This window comes from Burkholderia sp. GbtcB21 (genome assembly GCF_019091065.1).
Classification (GTDB): domain Bacteria; phylum Pseudomonadota; class Gammaproteobacteria; order Burkholderiales; family Burkholderiaceae; genus Burkholderia; species Burkholderia pyrrocinia_C.
Genome location: NZ_JAGXKA010000008.1, coordinates 290,672 through 309,323 on the forward strand (window position 1 = coordinate 290,672; position 18,652 = coordinate 309,323).

At 68.0% G+C, this 18,652-nt stretch carries 21 protein-coding genes; 10 read left to right on the forward strand and 11 right to left on the reverse strand.

The window, feature by feature from the left end:
• Positions 1–58: 58 nt before the first annotated feature.
• The gene (locus KVT39_RS20275) at positions 59–556 is read left to right on the forward strand and encodes a GNAT family N-acetyltransferase (protein ID WP_034184763.1); all 498 of its coding nucleotides are present in this window, start codon (positions 59–61) and stop codon (positions 554–556) included.
• A gap of 54 nt (positions 557–610) precedes the next feature.
• On the opposite strand, the gene KVT39_RS20280 is transcribed toward KVT39_RS20275, so the two are convergent.
• From KVT39_RS20280 to KVT39_RS20295, 4 genes are all read right to left on the reverse strand, one after another.
• Positions 611–1,390, reverse strand: a complete 780-nt coding sequence (locus KVT39_RS20280) for an ABC transporter ATP-binding protein (protein WP_034184764.1) — start codon at positions 1,388–1,390, stop codon at positions 611–613.
• Between the two features lie 18 nt (positions 1,391–1,408).
• On the reverse strand, positions 1,409–2,122 hold the full coding sequence (locus KVT39_RS20285; protein ID WP_034184765.1) for an ABC transporter permease: 714 nt from the start codon (positions 2,120–2,122) through the stop codon (positions 1,409–1,411).
• The gene (locus KVT39_RS20290; RefSeq protein ID WP_217590058.1) at positions 2,119–2,808 is read right to left on the reverse strand and encodes an ABC transporter permease; all 690 of its coding nucleotides are present in this window, start codon (positions 2,806–2,808) and stop codon (positions 2,119–2,121) included. The genes KVT39_RS20285 and KVT39_RS20290 overlap by 4 nt, the downstream gene beginning before the upstream one ends.
• 229 nt (positions 2,809–3,037) lie before the next feature.
• Positions 3,038–3,820, reverse strand: a complete 783-nt coding sequence (locus KVT39_RS20295) for an ABC transporter substrate-binding protein (RefSeq protein WP_034184916.1) — start codon at positions 3,818–3,820, stop codon at positions 3,038–3,040.
• A 372-nt stretch (positions 3,821–4,192) separates the two neighbouring features.
• Here KVT39_RS20295 and KVT39_RS20300 point away from each other — a divergent pair, with 372 nt between their 5' ends.
• On the forward strand, positions 4,193–4,888 hold the full coding sequence (locus tag KVT39_RS20300) for a pirin family protein (protein ID WP_217590059.1): 696 nt from the start codon (positions 4,193–4,195) through the stop codon (positions 4,886–4,888).
• 70 nt (positions 4,889–4,958) lie between these two features.
• On the opposite strand, the gene KVT39_RS20305 is transcribed toward KVT39_RS20300, so the two are convergent.
• Positions 4,959–5,513: a Spy/CpxP family protein refolding chaperone gene (locus KVT39_RS20305; RefSeq protein WP_175749799.1), complete on the reverse strand. Its 555-nt coding sequence runs from the start codon at positions 5,511–5,513 to the stop codon at positions 4,959–4,961.
• A 224-nt stretch (positions 5,514–5,737) separates the two neighbouring features.
• On the opposite strand from KVT39_RS20305, the gene KVT39_RS20310 reads away from it, so the two are divergent.
• Together KVT39_RS20310 and KVT39_RS20315 are read left to right on the forward strand one after the other, a co-directional pair.
• Positions 5,738–6,463 carry a response regulator gene (locus KVT39_RS20310; protein WP_009693256.1) on the forward strand — a complete coding sequence of 242 codons (726 nt, stop codon included), beginning with the start codon at positions 5,738–5,740 and terminating at the stop codon, positions 6,461–6,463.
• Complete coding sequence (locus KVT39_RS20315; RefSeq protein ID WP_105392925.1) at positions 6,447–7,763, forward strand: ATP-binding protein; 1,317 nt, start codon at positions 6,447–6,449, stop codon at positions 7,761–7,763. Before KVT39_RS20310 ends, KVT39_RS20315 begins: the two co-directional genes overlap by 17 nt.
• A gap of 42 nt (positions 7,764–7,805) precedes the next feature.
• Here the strand turns inward: KVT39_RS20315 and KVT39_RS20320 are convergent, their stop codons facing one another.
• Positions 7,806–8,072 (reverse strand): hypothetical protein, encoded by a 267-nt coding sequence (locus tag KVT39_RS20320; protein WP_011545926.1) that lies wholly within the window; start codon positions 8,070–8,072, stop codon positions 7,806–7,808.
• A 531-nt stretch (positions 8,073–8,603) separates the two neighbouring features.
• Here KVT39_RS20320 and KVT39_RS20325 point away from each other — a divergent pair.
• Positions 8,604–10,361 (forward strand): ABC transporter permease subunit, encoded by a 1,758-nt coding sequence (locus KVT39_RS20325; protein ID WP_034184770.1) that lies wholly within the window; start codon positions 8,604–8,606, stop codon positions 10,359–10,361.
• Between the two features lie 22 nt (positions 10,362–10,383).
• Positions 10,384–11,721, forward strand: coding sequence for an AAA-associated domain-containing protein (locus KVT39_RS20330; protein ID WP_034184771.1), 1,338 nt, complete (start codon positions 10,384–10,386; stop codon positions 11,719–11,721).
• Positions 11,722–11,796: 75 nt separating this feature from the next.
• On the opposite strand, the gene KVT39_RS20335 is transcribed toward KVT39_RS20330, so the two are convergent.
• Together KVT39_RS20335 and KVT39_RS20340 are read right to left on the reverse strand one after the other, a co-directional pair.
• A complete protein-coding gene (locus KVT39_RS20335) occupies positions 11,797–12,291 on the reverse strand; it encodes a hypothetical protein (protein ID WP_175749798.1) in 495 nt (164 codons plus the stop codon).
• The gene (locus tag KVT39_RS20340; RefSeq protein WP_051983857.1) at positions 12,288–12,839 is read right to left on the reverse strand and encodes a hypothetical protein; all 552 of its coding nucleotides are present in this window, start codon (positions 12,837–12,839) and stop codon (positions 12,288–12,290) included. Before KVT39_RS20340 ends, KVT39_RS20335 begins: the two co-directional genes overlap by 4 nt.
• A gap of 285 nt (positions 12,840–13,124) precedes the next feature.
• Here KVT39_RS20340 and KVT39_RS20345 point away from each other — a divergent pair, with 285 nt between their 5' ends.
• The 3 genes from KVT39_RS20345 to KVT39_RS20355 all read left to right on the forward strand — a co-directional run bounded on the left by KVT39_RS20345 (position 13,125) and on the right by KVT39_RS20355 (position 15,468).
• A complete protein-coding gene (locus tag KVT39_RS20345) occupies positions 13,125–13,322 on the forward strand; it encodes a hypothetical protein (RefSeq protein WP_105393780.1) in 198 nt (65 codons plus the stop codon).
• Between the two features lie 135 nt (positions 13,323–13,457).
• A complete protein-coding gene (gene otsA / locus KVT39_RS20350; protein WP_175749797.1) occupies positions 13,458–14,879 on the forward strand; it encodes an alpha,alpha-trehalose-phosphate synthase (UDP-forming) in 1,422 nt (473 codons plus the stop codon).
• Positions 14,872–15,468, forward strand: a complete 597-nt coding sequence (locus KVT39_RS20355; protein ID WP_034184776.1) for an AAA family ATPase — start codon at positions 14,872–14,874, stop codon at positions 15,466–15,468. The genes otsA and KVT39_RS20355 overlap by 8 nt, the downstream gene beginning before the upstream one ends.
• Positions 15,469–15,505: 37 nt before the next feature.
• On the opposite strand, the gene KVT39_RS20360 is transcribed toward KVT39_RS20355, so the two are convergent.
• Positions 15,506–16,873, reverse strand: a complete 1,368-nt coding sequence (locus KVT39_RS20360; protein ID WP_034184777.1) for an MFS transporter — start codon at positions 16,871–16,873, stop codon at positions 15,506–15,508.
• Positions 16,874–17,058: 185 nt separating this feature from the next.
• Entirely contained in the window at positions 17,059–17,439 is a 381-nt protein-coding gene (locus KVT39_RS20365) for a DUF5594 family protein (RefSeq protein WP_034184778.1), read from the reverse strand.
• Positions 17,440–17,556: 117 nt separating this feature from the next.
• Between KVT39_RS20365 and KVT39_RS20370 the strand changes: the two genes are divergently transcribed.
• Positions 17,557–17,958 carry a hypothetical protein gene (locus tag KVT39_RS20370; RefSeq protein ID WP_034184779.1) on the forward strand — a complete coding sequence of 134 codons (402 nt, stop codon included), beginning with the start codon at positions 17,557–17,559 and terminating at the stop codon, positions 17,956–17,958.
• A 182-nt stretch (positions 17,959–18,140) separates the two neighbouring features.
• Here the strand turns inward: KVT39_RS20370 and KVT39_RS20375 are convergent, their stop codons facing one another.
• Positions 18,141–18,515 carry a hypothetical protein gene (locus KVT39_RS20375; RefSeq protein WP_034184780.1) on the reverse strand — a complete coding sequence of 125 codons (375 nt, stop codon included), beginning with the start codon at positions 18,513–18,515 and terminating at the stop codon, positions 18,141–18,143.
• Between the last annotated feature and the right edge of the window lie 137 nt (positions 18,516–18,652).

Below are 18,652 nucleotides of genomic sequence, written 5' to 3' on the forward strand. Positions count from 1 at the left end.
GCGCGCTTGCGCGGCGTCGCTTTCCGTTTCAAGTCCGGGCCGGAGGAGGGCTCAACCCGTGCAAATCGACATCCGTACCGCCACCGTCGCCGACGTGCCGCTGATCCTGCGCTTCATTACCGAGCTGGCCGTCTACGAGAAGGCGGAGCACGAAGTGATCGCGACGCCCGCGTCGCTCGAGCGCAGCCTGTTCGGCGAAGGATCGCCGGCGCGCGCGCTGATGTGCGAGGTCGACGGCGAGCCGGCCGGCTTCGCCGTGTATTTCTTCTCGTACTCGACCTGGCTTGCCCGGCAGGGGCTGTATCTCGAGGATCTGTACGTGTCGCCGCGTTTTCGCGGCGCGGGCGCCGGGTTGCGGCTGCTGAAGGCGCTCGCGCGGATCGCGGTCGAATCGGGCTGCGGGCGGTTCGAATGGAGCGTGCTTGACTGGAACGAGCCGGCGATCCGTTTCTACGAGAGCGTCGGCGCCGCGCCGCAGAGCGAATGGGTGCGTTACCGGCTCGCGGGCGACGAACTGCGCGCGTTCGCCGACGGCGCGCCGGTGAGCGCCGCGTAAACGCAAAACGGGCGCCCCGCGAGGCGCCCGTTCGCACGTCGTGCGTTGCGTACGTTACTTGAGGCTGCCCGACAGGAACCCGCGCAGGCGTTCGCTCTTCGGGTTGGCAAACACCTCGGCCGGCACGCCTTCTTCCTCGACGCGGCCCTGGTGCAGGAACATCACGTGGTTCGACACGTTGCGCGCAAAGCCCATCTCGTGCGTGACGACGATCATCGTGCGGCCTTCCTCGGCGAGCTTCTGCATCACCTTCAGCACTTCGCCCACCAGCTCCGGGTCGAGCGCCGACGTCGGCTCGTCGAACAGCATCACGTCCGGATGCATCGCCAGCGCGCGCGCGATCGCGACGCGCTGCTGCTGGCCGCCCGACAGGTGCGACGGATACTGCTTCTCGACGCGCGGCGCGAGGCCGACCTTCTCGAGATACGCGCGCGCACGATCCTCGGCTTCCTTCTTCGGGATGCCGAGCACGTTCACGGGCGCTTCCATCACGTTCTCGAGCACGTTCATGTGCGACCAGAGATTGAAGTGCTGGAACACCATCGACAGCTTGGTACGCACGCGCTGCAACTGCTTCGGATCGGCTGCGCGCAGCGCGCCGGCCTTGTCGAGGGCGGTGCGCACTTCCTCGCCGTCGACGAAGATGCGGCCGGCGTTCGGCTGTTCGAGGAAGTTGATGCAGCGGAGCATCGTGCTCTTGCCGGAGCCGGACGAGCCGATCACGCTGATCACGTCGCCGGCGTTCGCCTTCAGCGACACGCCCTTGAGCACCTCGTTGCTGCCGTAGCGTTTGTGGAGATCGTCGACGAAAAGCTTCTGGGTCTGGGAATTCATCAATAGTCCTGCGGAAACTTACTTGCCTTGCGGGCGCAGATACGCGAGCCAGCGGCGCTCGGCCTGGCGGAACAGCCACACGAGCGCGAACGAGATCACGAGGTAGAGCAGGGCGGCGATGCCGAACGCATGGAACGACATGTAGGTAGCCGAGTTCACGTCGCGGGCGATCTTCAGGATGTCCGGCACGGTCGCGGTGAACGCCACCGTCGTCGCGTGCAGCATCAGGATCACTTCGTTGCTGTACAGCGGCAGCGCGCGGCGCAGCGCCGACGGCAGGATCACGCGGCGATACATCGTGAACGGCGTCATCCCGTACGCACGCGCGGCTTCGATCTCGCCGTACGACGTCGCCTTGATCGCACCCGCGAAGATCTCGGTGGTGTATGCGCAGGTGTTCAGCGTGAACGCGAGCAGCGTGCAGTGCATCCCGTCGCGGAAGAACGCGTCGAGCATCGGCGTGCCGCGCACGGCCTGCAGGCTGTAGAGGCCCGTGTAGCAGAGCAGCAGCTGCACGTAGAGCGGCGTGCCGCGGAACACGTACGTGTAGAGCCACACGGCGCTCGACAGCCACTTCCTCTTCGACACGCGCGCGACCGCGAGCGGCACCGACAGGCAGAAGCCGAGGCCGATCGACACGACCAGCAGCCACAGCGTGATCGCGACGCCGGTGATGCGATAGCCGTCGGTGTACAGATAGTTGCGCCAGTATTCTTGGATGAGTTCGATCATAGGTCAGCCTTGCGGACACCGGTCGAGTAGCGCTTTTCGAGCCACATCAGCACGAAGTTCGAGATCGTCGTGATGGCGAGGTAGACCGCTCCCGCGATCAGCGTGAAGAAGAAGAACCGCAGCGTGCCCTTGCCGGCGTCCTGCGACGCCTTCACGACGTCGGCCAGGCCGATGATCGACACGAGCGCGGTCGACTTCACGAGCACCTGCCAGTTGTTGCCGATGCCCGGCAGCGCGAAGCGCATCATCTGCGGGAACATGATCCGCGTGAACACCTGCCAGTTCGTCATCCCGTACGCGCTGCCGGCCTCGAGCTGGCCGCGCGGCACCGACAGGAACGCGCCGCGGAACGTCTCGGTGAAGTACGCGCCGTAGATGAAGCCGAGCACGAGCACGCCGGCGAGGAACGGGTCGATGTCGATCTGGTCCCAGCCGAGCGCGTCGGTCGCGATGTTCAGCCAGATCTGCAGGCTGTAGAACAGCAGCAGCATCAGCACGAGGTCGGGCACGCCGCGGATCAGCGTCGTGTAGACGGTGCCGATGCCGAGCGTCACGCGGTTGCGCGACAGCTTCGCGCCCGCGCCGAGCAGACCCAGCAGGAACGACAGCGCAAGCGAAAGCACCGCCAGTTTGACGGTTTGCCAGGTGCCTGCGAGGATCAGCGGGCCGTAACCTTGTAGAAACATATGTGGTCCCTGGTGTGGTCCCTGAGGGCGCACGCGGTGCGCCGCGAAAGACGCGCCCGCCAAGCTGCGCGGAACGCCCCGTGCGTATCATGACCGTCCGCCCCGGCAACGGTGCCGGGCCAGCCCGTCGCGCGAGCGGCGGGCAAGGGGGCGGGCGGCGCGTGGTTGACTGCCTGTACTGCCCGGATGCAGGGTCGCCCCCGCATCCGTTGCTTCTTTTTGTCCGCGCTCAGCGTGCCGAAGCCGAATAGACGCTGAACGAGAAGTACTTGTGCGACAGCCGGTCGTACGTGCCGTCCTTGTGCATGTCGGCCAGCGCAGTGTTGATCTTGAGCTTCAGGTCCGTATCTTCCTTGCGCAGGCCGATCGCGGTGCCGTCGCCGATCGTTTTCGGATCCTTCACTTCCGGTCCGGCGAATGCGAAGCCCTTGCCGCGCGGCGTGCGCAGGAAGCCGTAGTCGGCCTGCAGTTCGTCCTGCAGCGTCGCGTCGAGGCGGCCCGAGCCGAGATCGGTATAGACCTGGTCCTGATTCTGGTAAGGAATGACCGTCACGCCCTGCGGTTCCCAGTACGCCTTCGCGTAGGTTTCCTGCGTCGAGCCCTGCTCGACGCCGACGCGCTTGCCTTTCAGCGACGCGACCGTCGGCAGCAGCGGCGAGCCGGTCTTTGCGATCATCCGCGCCGGTGCGTCGTACACCTTGTCGGAGAAGTCGATCTGTTCGCGGCGCTTGTCCGTGACGGTCAGCGACGACACGATGACGTCGTACTTCTTCGCCTTCAGCGCCGGGATGATCCCGTCGAGGTCCTGCGCCACCCACACGCATTTCACGTTGATCCGCTTGCAGATCTCCTTGGTGAGATCGACGTCGAAACCGACGATCTCGCCGCTCGGAGCGGTCGACTCGAACGGCGGGTAGCTGGCATCGACGCCGATCCGCACGGTCTTCCACTCCTTCGCGAAGGCGCTGCCCGCCACGAGGGCGAGGGCGGCGCACAGGGCGGCCTTCTTCATTTCCATCCTTCTGTTGCTGACTTTCCGGGGCGCTCGCGGCCGGTCGGACCGGGCGCCGCGGCGTATTCTAGACGGCCAAAATTCGCCGATCGGCGTTCTGGCGATGGCGGCCGCCGGACGGGCGAACGCCAAAAGGGCGGTATTTTACCCGAACGCGATAACCGGAAAACGGCAATCCGGCGCGATAGATCGATTCTTCGATTCTGCGATTCGGCTGTTGCGGCAATCGCGGTATTCGCAACGAATATTTCGGCAATTGAATGTGCGGGTGCAACGATGCGGTGCGCGGGCGGCGGATTGTGGCGCCATCGGCGCGCCCCTACAGTGGAGGTAAACCCGCAAAGAGACCCCGCCTCCCGGAGTGCCCGCCCCATGTTCGAGATCCGTCGCGCCGCCGATCGCGACCAGCGCAGCCACGGCTGGCACGAATCCCATCTCAGCTTTCCCGACGCCGCCGGTCGTGGCGCCGCGCCGGCGTTCGGCGCGCTGCGCGAACTGAGCGAGGAGTGCATCGCGCCGACCCGCGGCTTCGGCATGCGTCCGTACCGCGATGCGGAAATCGTCACCTACGTGCTCGACGGCGCGCTCGCGTACCGCGACAGCCTGGGCAGCGGCGCGATCGTCCGCGCGGGCGGCGTGCAGCGCACGAGCGCCGGCACGGGCATCCTGCTGAGCGAAACCAATGCGTCGCGCGACCAGCCGCTGCGCCTGCTGCGGATCCGGCTCGCGCCAGCCGGGACGGGCGGCCGGCCCGGCTATGCGCACGCGCGCTTCGCCGACAGCGAGAAACGCGGCCGGCTGCGGCTCGTCGCGTCGCCGGACGGCGACGACGGCTCGCTGCCGGTGCGCGCGGATGCGCGAATCTTCGCGGGATGGATCGACGGGGACGAGCGGGCGGCGTTCGACGTGCCGGCCGGCCGCCGCGTTTATGCGCATGTGGCGCGCGGCGAGGTGGAGATCAACGGCCGCGCGCTGGCGGCGGGCGATGGCGCGGGCATCGGCGGCGTGGACGCGGTCACGTTCGCGCGCGGCCGGGCGGCCGAGGTGCTGCTGTTCGACGTTGCGTGAAACGAAAAAAGGGGACGCGGGCCGGTGCCCGCGTCCCCTTCGGCGCCGCTCCGCGGAGCGGCTTGCCGGCTTACTGCGCCGGCGCCGGCGCCGATGCGCCCTTGGCCGCACGATGCTGTTCCCAGCGCTCCTTCATCTTCTCGTGGCGCTGCTGCATCTGCGCGTACTGCTGCTTGAGCGCCGTGCTGACCGTGGTCTTCTGCTGGTCGTTCAGCCCGTTGTAGAACGCGAGCCACGCGGCGGACGTCTGTTCGCGCAGTTGCGCGTTCTGCTGTTCGGCCTGCTGGCGCGCGGCGTGCATCGCGTTCAGGTCGAGGATCGGCTGGTTCTGCTGCGCCTTGAACTGCTCGCGCATCTGCTCGTGGCTCTTGCGCATCGCATCACGGTTCTGCTTCATCGTGTTGACGGCCGTCTGCCATTGCTGTTCCTGCGACGCGTTGAGCTTCAGCTGGTCGTGCAGTTTCATGATCGCGCCGAACGGGCCGCCGTCGTGCCCGTGCATCTGGTGCATGCCGGGGCCGCCCGGCGGCGGCATGTCGGTGGGCGGCGCGGCATGCGCGGTGCCGAATGCGAGGGCGAGCACGGTGGCGGCCGCGATGGCCACGCGGGAAGTCTTCTTATACATTTCAGAAACTCCTTGTATCCAGAGGGTCCGGCGATGCGATACGGGGAAAGCCGCGTAACGCATCCGGTAAGACGCAGGTTAGCGATGCCGGCCCCGGCCGGTGTTACGTGGGGCGGCGGCCCGGTTACCGCGCATTACAGTTCCCTTGCGCCGTAACCCGCAGTAACCCTTTCATCCCTTTGTTTCGTTCTTCGACTCCGCCCTCGCGCGGTAAACTTCGAGCCATGACTACCCAGATCCTCATCGTCGACGACGACCAAGAACTCCGAGACCTGCTGCGCGACTATCTCGTGCGCCAGGGAATGGAAGTGTCCGTGCTGCACGACGCGGCGACGCTCGAGAAGCGTCTCGAGCGCGAGCGGCCCGACCTGATCGTGCTGGACCTGATGATGCCGGGCGTGGACGGCCTGACCGCGCTGCGCCAGTTGCGCGCGGCCGGCGACGACATTCCCGTGATCATGCTGACCGCGCGTGCGGACGACGTCGACCGCATCGTCGGGCTCGAACTCGGCGCCGACGACTACCTCGGCAAGCCGTTCAACCCGCGCGAGCTGCTCGCGCGCGTGCAGGCCGTGCTGCGCCGCCGTCGCGCGACGCCGTCGGCGGCCGCGCCCGAACAGCGCGAACCGTTCGCGTTCGGCCGCTTCGTGCTCGACTTCCAGGCGCGCACGCTGTCGGTCGACGGCAAGCCGGCGACGCTGTCGAGCAGTGAATTCGCGCTGCTGAAGATCTTCGTGAACCATGCGCTGCGCACGCTCACGCGCGAGCGGCTGCTCGAGCTGCTGCACGGGCCCGAGTACGACGGCACCGACCGCGGCATCGACGTCCAGGTGTGGCGCCTGCGCCGCATCCTCGAAACTGATCCGTCGACGCCGCGCTTCATCCAGACGGTCCGCGGGCGCGGCTACGTGTTCGTGCCCGACGGCGAGGCCCATGCGCAAACCCATTGATTCGCTGTTCGGGCGGCTCGCGCTGCTCGTCGTTGGCGTCCTGCTCCTGTCGCACTTCGCGTGGTTTTTCGCGATGCGGCTCGAGCGCAACCAGATGCAGACGCGCTACGCGGTCGAGGAGGCCGCGTTCCTGGTCGACGCGGTGCGCCAGCACGTCGAGCGCACGCCCGACCAGCCGTTGCCGTCGCGCGTGCGGCTCGTGACGCCGGACAGCGCCGACGTGCCGAACGGCGATCTGTCGAACCTGCCGGCGGCGCTCAAGCGGTTCCGCGACGATGTCAGCGAGCGGATGCCGCCCGGTACGCGCGTCGAGATCGGCGCGCCGGGCCATCCGCCGGTGCTGTGGGTCAAGGAGCCGACCGACCGCAACTGGATCGTGGTGCCCGTGCAGCCGCTGCGTCCGCCGCGCTCGCTGGACCGGATGCTGCTATGGCTCGGCACGATCTTCTCGGCCGGCGTGATCGCCGCGCTGTTCGCGGCCTGGCAGCTGCAGCAGCCGCTGCGCTCGCTCGCGCGCGCGGTCGCGCGCTTCGGTCGCGGGCAGCCGGTGCCGCCGCTGCGCGAGCGCGGCCCGCGCGAGCTGCGCCAGCTGACGCATGGCTTCAACCAGATGGTCGAGCAGGTGTCGCAGGCCGACAACGACCGCGCGGTGATGCTGGCGGGCGTCGCGCACGACCTGCGCACGCCGCTTGCGCGGATGCGCCTGCGCGCGGAAATGATGGACGACGCGCGCTTGCGCGACGGCGTCGTGCGCGACGTCGACTCGATGTCGCACATCGTCGACCAGTTTCTGGTGTTTGCGCACGGCGGGTCCGATCGCAGCGAGCCGGTGCCTGTCGACCAGGCGTGCGAGCGGATCGCACGCAGCTATCGCGCGGTCGCGCCGAACGCGCCGACGGTCCAGACGCGGCTCGACGCCGATCCGGGCTTCCGGCTGCCGACGGCGACGCTCGACCGGATCCTGTCGAACCTGCTGGACAACGCGCATGCGTACGGCGCACCGCCCGTATTCGTCGAGACGGCGCGCACGCCGACCGGCTATGTGCTGGCGGTCAGCGACAGCGGCGGCGGGATTGCGCCGCGCGACCTCGCGGTCGCGACGCGGCCGTTCGTGCGGCTCGACCCCGCGCGCGGCGGCAACGGCCACAGCGGGCTCGGGCTCGCGATCGTCGAGCGGCTCGTGCTCAGGCTGGGCGGGGCGTGCGACATCGGCAACCGCCCCGAAGGCGGCCTGCGCGTCGCGATGACGTTCCCGTTCGAGGTCGTGCCGAAGGACGAACCCCACGCACAGGCCGCGTAAGCGGCTGCGGCGCCTGCCCGGGCCGGCAAGCGCCGCGCGGCATCATTCGCCGAACAGCGTGCCGAGGGTCTCGGCCGCGTTGCTGTCGATCGTGTTGTAGGTCACGGTGGTGGCCTCGAAGATGTAGACGGTCGTATAGCGGCCGAGGCGCTCCAGGATTTCCTCCTGCAGCGATTCCGGCACGACGTTCATGTTTAGGTACCACGCCGTCGACGACAGCCGCGTCTGGAACGACCCATACTCCTGCATCAGTTCGTAGAACGCGTCGGCATCCTGATCGCGGCAGACGATCACCAAGTTTCCTGCCATTCCCTTCCTCCCGCTCGTCGATCGATCCCCGGGGTCTGTTTACCTATGGAGCGCGCATGCGTTGCCACGAGAACGGCCGCAACAGACCCCGGGGGCTAGCCCCGATCATACCCGCTTCGGCTCGTCCGGCTGTTGATGCCCGGCACGGTTTGCACCCGCGTGCCGCTGGCGGGTTCACGGCCGGCCCGGATCACGGCATAATTCGGGCCTGCATGCCGGCCGAAGGACTGCGGCCGGGCTGCTCCGTACCGTGCACCCGCCGTCCGCCCGCGCGCCGGGCACGATCCGTGCGCCGCCTGCGCGGCGGGCGCCGTCGCGCCGTCCCCGGACGGTTGTACCTGAAATACAGGTTGGTGTAGTGTCGTGCCGTCGCGGGCCGACTCGACCGCGACCGCGCGGGGCGCAGCTTGCACGCACGGCGCATTGCGCCCGCGCGAGATCGTCAGTCAATCGAATTACCGCGCCCGTGCGCTTTGCCATGAATCAACATCGACTGCCGGCTTCGTTCGGCCTTACCGGGGAGGGCGCCTGATGGACGTCGGATTCTTCAATCCGAACCGGACCGCCAACGCGTCCGCGTGGCGCGTTCTGCCGAACCGGTGGGACTTCATCGCGTTTCCGCTGATCATCTGCCTGATCGCGATGGCGGTCGTCGGCTTCCACGAAACGATGGCGCCGATCGGCGTGCTGCAGACGCAGAAGATCTCGCTCGATCCGTCGAACCTGCCCGAATACGCGTTGCGCACCACGCTGCGGATGCTGGCCGCGATGGTCGCGGCGCTCGTGTTTACGCTCGTCTACGGTACGCTCGCGGCCAAGAGCCGCCGCGCGGGCATGGTGCTGATCCCGATCCTCGACATCCTGCAGTCGGTGCCGGTGCTCGGGTTCATCTCGTTTACGGTCACGTTCTTCCTCGCGCTGTTCCCGAGCCGGGTGCTCGGCGCGGAGCTTGCGGCGATCTTCGCGATCTTCACGAGCCAGGCGTGGAACATGACGTTCAGCTTCTACCAGTCGCTGCGCACGGTGCCGCGCGATCTCGACGAAGTGTCGCGGGGCTTCCACCTGACTTCCTGGCAGCGCTTCTGGAAGCTCGAGGTGCCGTTCTCGATGCCGGGCCTGATCTGGAACATGATGATGTCGATGTCGGGCGGCTGGTTCTTCGTCGTCGCGTCGGAGGCGATCACCGTCGGCAACCAGACGATCACGCTGCCGGGGATCGGTGCGTATCTCGCGCAGGCCATCTCGGACAAGAACTTCGGCGCGATCGGCTGGGTGATCTTGACGATGACGGTCGTGATCCTCGCCTATGACCAGTTCCTGTTCCGCCCGCTCGTCGCGTGGGCCGACAAGTTCCGGATGGAGAACACGAGCTCGGGCAATGCGCCGGAGTCCTGGCTGCTCGACCTCGTGCGCCGCACGCGCCTGATCCATCAACTGCTCGTGCCGGCCGGCTGGTTCTTCGCCAAGGCGGCGCGGATTCCGCTGCGCCTGCCGCTGTCGGGCGCGATGCGCTTCACGCTGCCGCGCGTCGAGAAGAAGGCGTCGCGCACGGTCGACATCGCATGGGCGACCCTCGTGCTGATCGGCACGGCCTATATCGTGTGGCGGGTCGTCAGTTTCGTTTCGACCGGCGTGACGATGGCCGAGGTCGGTCACGTGCTCATGCTCGGGCTCATCACGCTGCTGCGCGTGGTCGTGCTGATCGCGGTCGCGTCCGTGATCTGGGTGCCGATCGGCGTGTGGGTCGGGCTGCGCCCGAGGCTGGCCGAGAAGCTGCAGCCGCTCGCGCAGTTCCTTGCCGCGTTCCCGGCCAACCTGCTGTTCCCGGTGTTCGTGATCGTGATCGCGCGCTTCCACCTGAACCCCGACATCTGGCTGTCGCCGCTGATCGTGCTCGGCACGCAGTGGTATATCCTGTTCAACGTGATCGCCGGCGCAACGTCCTACCCGAACGACTATCGCGAAGCGGCGACGAACTTCCGCATCCGCGGCTGGCAGTGGTGGCGGCAGGCGATCCTGCCCGGCATCTTCCCGTACTACGTGACCGGCGCGATCACCGCATCGGGCGGCGCGTGGAACGCGAGCATCGTGTCGGAAGCCGTGCAGTGGGGCAACACCAAGATCGAGGCGCACGGCCTCGGCGCGTACATCGCGCAAACGACCGCCGCCGGCGACTTTCCGAAGATCATCCTGGGCATCGCCGTGATGTCCCTGTTCGTCACCCTGTTCAACCGTCTGCTGTGGCGTCCGCTGTATGCCTTCGCCGAAGCGAAGCTGCGGCTCGACTGAGACCGATTGAGAGCGAAACGCGATGCACAATCCGAATGCTGTAAACGCCCCCGTCCAGACGTCCCAGCCGCCGCGCCTCGGCGAGGAAATCCTGCGCGTCGATCACGTCTGCCGCGGTTTCAACAAGACGCAGGGCGAACTGCTCGTGCTCGACGACGCGAACCTGTCGCTGCGCGAAGGCGAGATCGTCGGGCTGCTCGGCCGTTCGGGCTCGGGCAAGTCGACGCTGCTGCGAATCATCGCCGGGCTGATCGAGCCGACCGGCGGTGAAGTGACCTACCTCGGCCAGCCGCTGCGCGGCCCGGCCGAAGGCGTCGCGATGGTGTTCCAGACCTTCGCGCTGTTCCCGTGGCTGACCGTGCTGCAGAACGTGGAGGCCGGCCTCGAGGCGCTCGGCGTCGGCGCGCGCGAGCGGCGCGAGCGCGCGCTGGCCGCGATCGACCTGATCGGTCTCGACGGTTTCGAGAACGCGTACCCGCGCGAGCTGTCGGGCGGCATGCGCCAGCGCGTCGGTTTTGCGCGCGCGCTCGTCGTCGATCCGACGATCCTGCTGATGGACGAACCGTTCTCGGCGCTCGACGTGCTGACCGCTGAAACGCTGCGTACCGACCTGCTCGACCTGTGGACGCAGGGCCGGATGCCGATCAAGTCGGTGCTGATCGTCACGCACAACATCGAGGAAGCCGTGTTCATGTGCGACCGGATTCTCGTGCTGTCGTCGAATCCGGGCCGCGTGATCGCCGAGATCAAGGTGCCGTTCAAGCACCCGCGCAACCGGCTCGATCCGGCGTTCCGCAAGCTCGTCGACGATATCTACGCGAAGATGACGGCCCGCCAGACCGGCGAGGCGACGAAGAAGGGGCTCGAGCTCGGCAGCTGGCTGCCGCAGGTGTCGACCAACCTGATGGCCGGCCTGATCGAAACGCTCGCGATGGCGCCGTACCACGGCCGCGCGGACATGCCGGAAATCGCGCGCACGCTGCATCTGGAAGTCGACGATCTGTTTCCGATCGCCGAAGTGCTGCAGTACCTCGGTTTCGCGGACGTGCGGGAAGGCGACGTGTTCCTGACGCCGCCGGGGCGCGTGTTCGCGGAATTCGGCACGCAGGAGCGCAAGCTGATGTTCGCGGATCACCTGCTGAAGCACGTGCCGCTGGCCGCACGGATCAAGAAGGTGCTGAACGAGCGCCCGGGCCATCGTGCGCCGCGTGTGCGCTTCGAGCAGGAGCTCGAGGATTCCCTGTCGGACGGCGCGGCCGAGGAAACGCTCGACGCGGTGATCGACTGGGGCCGTTACGGCGAGATCTTCTCGTACAACGATCAGACCGAGATCTTCAGCCTCGAGGACGTCGAGTCCTGATCGATCGTGCCGGGCCGTGCGGCCCGGCAGCCGCGTGCGCCGCGCCGCATGCATCACGCGCGGCGCATCGCCCAGTTACTGCAAATTGCCCCAGCGGTCGACGGCCGGTTCGGCCGACGCCCACTTCCAGTGCGTGCCTTGCTGGCACGCATTCGCGAAATACCAGTCGGCCTTGTCGCCGTCCTTCACCGAGAACGCGAATTCCTTGCACAGCGCGAGCGCCGACGAGTACGCGCGCGTGACGCGCACTTCGCCTTCGCCGTTTTCCAGCGGCAGCGTGTTCTTCACCTTCCACGGTTTCACTTCGCCGACGGCCAGGCTGCCGGCCGCCTTCGCGATCGCGTCCTGCTGGTTCTGATGGAGCTGCTTCATCGTGCGGTTGACGGCCTCGTCGGTCGCGGCCTGCACGGCAATCCCGACGCCGACGCCGACCGCCGGGTTCGCGGTGACGAGGCCCGTCGCCGCGCCGGCGAGCGCGCCGCTCGCCGCGCCGACCGACCCGCAGCCCGACAGCGTGGCCGCCGCCGCGCAAAGCGCGCCGATCGCCGCGATACGGATCGCGACGCTCATTGCAGCGCGCCCCAGCGTTCGGTTGCCGGTTCGGCCGACGCCCATTTCCACACGGGGCCGTCGCGGCAGATGGTGGCGACATAGAACGCCGATTGCGCAGCCTTGTCGGCCTTCGCGGGCGTGTCGACCGCGAACACGATTTCCTTGCAGTCGAGCGGACCGACGCTGATCGTCCGGCTGACCGTCACGCGGCCCTGCTCGTCGTCCTCGATCGGGAACGAGTGGTGCGTCGACCACGGTGCGACGCCGCCCACGTCGAGCGGGCCGGCCGCCTTCGCGATCTGTTCCTGCGTATAGCGGTGCGCGACGCGCTGCGAGTACTGGACGCCCGCACGCGCGCCGGCCACGGCGCCGAGGCCGATGCCCGTCGCGACGGCGGCGTTGTTGGTGACCTTGGAAGCGATCGCGGCGCCCGCGATACCGGCACCGGCTGTCGCGCCTTCGCTGTACAGCGAGTTGCAGCCGGACAGCAGTGCAGCCGTGGCGAGTGCGGCCAGCACGACGCGCGCCGGCATGGCCCGGCGCGACAATTCGAAACGAGTGTTCATCCCTGAATGCAAGTCCTGTCTGGGTGAGCGGCGACGCATGCGCGCCCCATGCCGCGTCATTGTTTCGCAATTGTCATAGGAAAAATGCAAAGCTTTGACAAATCGCCGGACGGCATGCCGCGCGTGCGCGCGGCGCTATTTTCGGACAGGTGGCTGACGAGGGGTCGAAACGTTACAAATTGAAGGTAATTGTTACCTTGGCGCGCAAGGAACCGACCTAGACTGTTTTGTTATGGAATGTTTCTACGACGGCTTCGAGCCGCACCGCATATGAGACACCCAGCCATGCGCCGTTCGAAACGGTTTTCGCACCGGCCACCCGACGCGGGAGCAGACCAACCGCGTCCGCACACCGACGCACCATCCGCACCGCCTGCCGGCGCGCCCGGCGAGACGCCGTCCGACGGCGATCACAACCAGGGCGGCGCCCGCCCGGAAGGGCTCGACTATCAACGCGACCTCGGCCAGGAGCAGGACGCTTGATCCCGTCGTCGCATTCCGCTGCCGCATTTCATTGCATTTCTCGGAACTGAATCGCCGCGCGGCCGCCTTCGGGCAGCCGCGTCCGCCTTGGCGCGCGCGCCGCGCCAGCCAATCGAATCGAGGAGGGGAAGCCGCATGAGCAGATTGATCGTGGTATCGAACCGTGTCGCCGCCGGCGAGGACACGCGCCCGAGCGCGGGCGGCCTCGCCGTCGGCGTGATGGACGCGCTGAAGGAAACGGGCGGCGTCTGGTTCGGCTGGAACGGCGAGATCGTCGGTGCACCGGACGCCGAGCCCGCGATCCAGCGGGACGGCAACGTGACCTACGCGACGGTCGGGCTGACCCGGCGTGACTACGACCAGTACTACCGCGGCTTCTCGAACGCGACGCTGTGGCCGGTGTTCCATTACCGCGGCGATCTTGCGCGCTTCGACCGGCAGGAGTACGCAGGGTATCTGCGCGTGAACGCGATGCTCGCGAAGCAGCTCGCCGCGCTGCTGCGGCCCGACGACCTGATCTGGGTACACGACTACCATCTGCTGCCGTTCGCGCATTTCCTGCGCGAGCTCGGCGTGAAGAACCCGATCGGCTTCTTCCTGCACATCCCGTTTCCGTCGCCCGACATGCTGCGCCTCGTGCCGCCGCACGAGGAACTCGTGAAGTTCATGTGCGCGTACGACGTCGCGGGCTTCCAGACCGATGCCGACAAGCAGGCGTTCACCGATTACATCGAGCGGCGCGGCATAGGCGCGGCGAGCGACGACGGGATGCTGCACGCGCACGGCCGCGTCGTGAAGGTCGCCGCCTATCCGATCGGCGTGCATCCGGACGCGATTGCGCAGGCGGCCGTCCAGTACGGCGCGCGTAAGCCGGTGAAGATGCTGCGCGAGGCGCTCGACGGCCGCAAGCTCGTGATGAGCGTCGACCGCCTCGATTATTCGAAGGGGCTCGTCGAGCGCTTCCAGTCGTTCGAGCGGATGCTCGCGAACGCGCCGGGCTGGCAGGGGCGCGTGTCGCTCGTGCAGATCGCTCCACCGACGCGTTCCGACGTGCAGACCTACCAGGACATCCGCGAAACGCTCGAAGGCGAAGCCGGACGCATCAACGGCCGTTTTTCGCAGCTCGACTGGACGCCGATCCAGTACCTGAACCGCAAGTACGAGCGCAACCTGCTGATGGCGTTCTTCCGGATGTCGCAGGTCGGCTACGTGACGCCGCTGCGCGACGGGATGAATCTCGTCGCGAAGGAGTACGTCGCGTCGCAGGATCCGGCCGATCCGGGCGTGCTCGTGCTGTCGGAGTTCGCGGGTGCGGCGGCCGAGCTGACCGGCGCGCTTCTCGTCAATCCGTACGACCTGTCGCAGATGGCCGAGGCGCTCGAGCGCGCGCTGTCGATGCCGCTCGCGGAGCGCCAGGCGCGTCACGAGGAGAACCTCGCGCGGCTGCGGGAGAACGACCTGTCGGTCTGGCGCGATACGTTCGTCGCCGACTTGCGCAGTGTCGCGGCGGCCGTATCGGTCACGCAGCGCGCGGGCCGGCGGGTCGCGCATGCGTGAGTTCGCGCAGGGAGCCGGGGCCGAGCGCGAAGACGCTACCGACGACGCCACCGGCCGTTTCTTCGTTGTGACGGGCGGCCCGGGCTCGGGCAAGAGCACGTTGCTCGACGCGCTCGAGCGCGCCGGTTTCGCGCGCTCGCAGGAGGCCGGGCGAGGCGTGATCCGCGACCAGGTGGCCGTCGACGGCCACGCGCTGCCGTGGCGCGACCCGGCCGCGTTCGCCGAGCTGATGCTGAGCTGGGAGATGCGCTCGTACCATCTCGCGCGGCATGCGCGCGGGCCCGTGTTCTTCGACCGCGGCGTGCCGGACGTGGTCGGCTATTTGCGGCTGACGGGGCTGGCCGTGCCCGCGCACGCGGAAGCCGCGGCGCGTCGTTTCCGTTATCACCGGCGCGTGTTCATCGCGCCGCCCTGGCCGGACATCTATGCGCAGGACACCGAGCGCCGGCAGGATTTCGCGGAAGCCGTGCGCACCTACGACGCGATGGTCGATTGCTATACGTCGTACGGGTACCGGCTGATCGAGTTGCCGCGCGTGAGCGTGAAGGCGCGCGTGCGCTTCGTGATGGACGCGCTCGACGCCGCCTGACGCGCGGGGGCGCCTGTGGGGGCGGCGCGCGTTGGTGTCAGGCCGCCGCGTCCGGCCGCGGCGACGCGATGCGCAGCATGCTCACGACTGCGGCCACCGCCGCGAAGGCCGTGGCGACATAGAGCGCGACCGTCGGCCCGCGATCGGGCGCGAGCCCGAAAATCAGCGCGACGAGCGCGGCGCCGAGCGTCTGGCCCGTCAGTCGCGCGGTGCTCAGCATGCCGCCGGCGCCGCCGCTGCGCTCGCGCGGCGCCGACGACAGCATCGCGCGGTTGTTCGGCGACTGGAACAATCCGAAGCCTGCGCCGCACAGCGCCATCCGCCACACGATGTCGACGGTGCCCGGGTGCGCGCCGATCGTCGCGAGCGACAGCAGCCCGGCCGCGAACAGCGCGAGCCCGATCCCGCCGAGGATGCCGGCCGAATAGCGGTCCGACAGCACGCCCGCGAGCGGCGCGGCGAACACGATCACGAGCGGCCACGGCGTCATGTACAGGCCGGTCTCGACCTGCGAGAAGCCGAGCGAATTCTGCAGCCAGAACGGCAGCGCGACGAACGCGAGCATCTGCGACGTGAACGACGCCGTCGACGTATAGACCGACAGCGCGAACATCGGGATGCGCATCAGGTCGACGGGCAAAAGCGGCGCCGGCTGCGACAGTTGGCGTTTCACGAAGAAGTAGCCGACGACGAACGCGACGATCAGCTCGGCCGCGACGTACACATGGCGTTCGCCGTGGCCGAGCCCGTCGACGGCCGTGATCAGCAGGCCGAACACGCACGCGTTCATCAGCGCGCTCGGAAAATCGTACGGCGCGTCGTGCAGCGGGTTGGCCGGCAGCGCGCGCAGGCTGCCGAGTACCGCGGCGATGCCGATCGGCACGTTGACCGCGAACAGCCACGGCCACGACGCGAACGACAGGATCGCGGACGCGACCGTCGGCCCGATCGCCGACGACAGCGCGACCACCATCGCATTGATCGACAACCCGCGCCCGAGCATCGACGACGGGTAGATCATCCGCACGAGCGCCGCGTTGACGCTCATGATGCCGGCCGCACCGAAGCCCTGGATCACGCGCATCACGGCCAGCATCGGCAGCGAGCCGGCGAGCGCGCAGCCGAGCGACGCCGCGGTGAACAGCGCGAGCCCGGCGATGTAGATGCGGCGATAGCCGATGCGCTCGCCGAGCGACGCGAGCGGCAGCAGCGTGATCGTGACCGCGAGCTGGTACGCGTTGACGATCCAGATCGACGCGGCGTCGGATGCGTGCAGGTCGCGCGCGATGGTCGGCAGTGCGACGTTCGCGATCGCGCCGTCGAGCACGGCGAGCGTGATGCCCAGTGCGACGCAGACGATCGCCCAGTAGCGTTGCGGAAGCGGCAGGCCGGTATCGGCGTTCATGGCGGGAGCGAAAGCGTGGTTGTCCGCGCGCCCGGTTGCCGGTTGCGTGCGCAACCATGCGAAAGGGCGGAGGCGGCGATGAACGGCCCGGCCCGCGCGGCTGCGCCGGACCGGGGCCGGTCGAGTGTATCACCGGGCCGCATTGCGCGACGCCGGCGCGCGCGGCTGCCGGCCGGCGCGGGCACTCAGCCTTCGAAGTCGAGGCCGCCGAGCCGCACGAGCGGGTCGGCCTGCGTGCGCGACGCGAGATCGATGTCGCGCGCGCCCTGCCACGCGCCCAGCTTTTTCGGCAGCGCGGCCAGGTAGTGCTCGAAGCGCTGCGGGCCGTCCGGCTCCATCAGCCGCTCGATTTCATCGGTGTCCCAGGTCAGCTCGAGATTCAGCGGATGCACGAAGCCGCTCACATGCTCGTGCGGCGCGCTGCGGATTTGTACGCGCGTCGGGTGCCCGTGCCCGCCGTACGGGACGACGTCGGTCAGCACGTGATCGGTGAAGAAGGCGGCGATTGCCTGCGCGATGCGCGGCGCGAATTCGGTATCGAAACGGCGGGCGGTTTCGGGCTGCATGAAGGCGTCTCCTGTGTGCCGAAAATCGTAGCACGGCGGCGATGCGATTCGGTGTGCGTGATACGCGTAATGGCGCGTTACCACTTGCTGCATCTATTACGGCCGCGTGCCGCCACAATGCATCGCATCCAGTACCACTTCGCGTGGGAGTCCATCATGAAAAAGATTGCCGCAGTGTGTGTCCTCGCCGGTTCGCTCGCCGTGGCGGGCCCGGCGTCAGCGCATGGCCGCGACGGCGGCGCCGTCATCGGCGCGTTGATCGGCGGCGCGGTGCTGGGCGCGATCGTGACGTCCGCGATGAATCCGCCCGTCGCGTACCAGGCGCCCGTCTACCAGGCACCGGCCTATCAGCCGCCGACGTACTATCAGGCGCCTGCGTACCAGCAGCCTGCCTATCCGACCTACCAGCAGGCGGAGTATCAGGACGACGGCCCGAACTATTGCTACGACCGCTACCAGCGCGCGTATGTGTGCGGTGCGCCGGTGTCGCGCGGCTATGCGCAGCCGGCCGGGTGGTAAGCGGGCACGCATGTGGCGTGCGGGCAGGGCGGCGCGGGATTGCTGATATCGCCTGACTTCCGGTACGCCTGACGACAAAAGGCCCTCGCGGTGATGCGAGGGCCTTGGTTTTTTTACGGCCGTCTATCGGCTTGTAGCAACCACGGGCGGGCCGTGCGTGGATACAAACGGTTGCAATTGCGTCAGTGGCGATGACCGCCGCCGTTGCCCTGGCCGCGCCCGCCGCCGCCGTCGTTCCAGTCGGCGCGGCGTCCGTCGCCGCGGCCCCAGCCGCCGTGACGGGCGCGCTCGCCGCGGTCGCGATCCCAGCCGCCGCGGTCGTGATCCCAGCCTCGGCGGTCGCGATCCCAGTCGCGGCGTCCGCGGTCCCAGTCGCGCCCGCCGCCACCGCCCCAGATGTTGACCGTGCCGTACACGGGCGACGGCGCGTAGGCCGGGCCGTACGCGTAGCCCGGATCGGAATAGTAGGTCGATCCGTAGCCGTATCCGGCGTCCGGCCCGACGACGCAGCCGGCCAGCAGGGCGGTGACGCCGGCGGCAGCAATGAGCTTCAGCATGATGATCTCCGTTGGTTTCCGTATAAGTACCGCGCACGGGGATTGCCGGCTGTTTGCAATTGTGTCGTGAAATTACAGCGCCGTAAGGTCTTGCGACGAAAGTGTTAGCATCCGGAGCTCATTTGATTTTCAGGAGC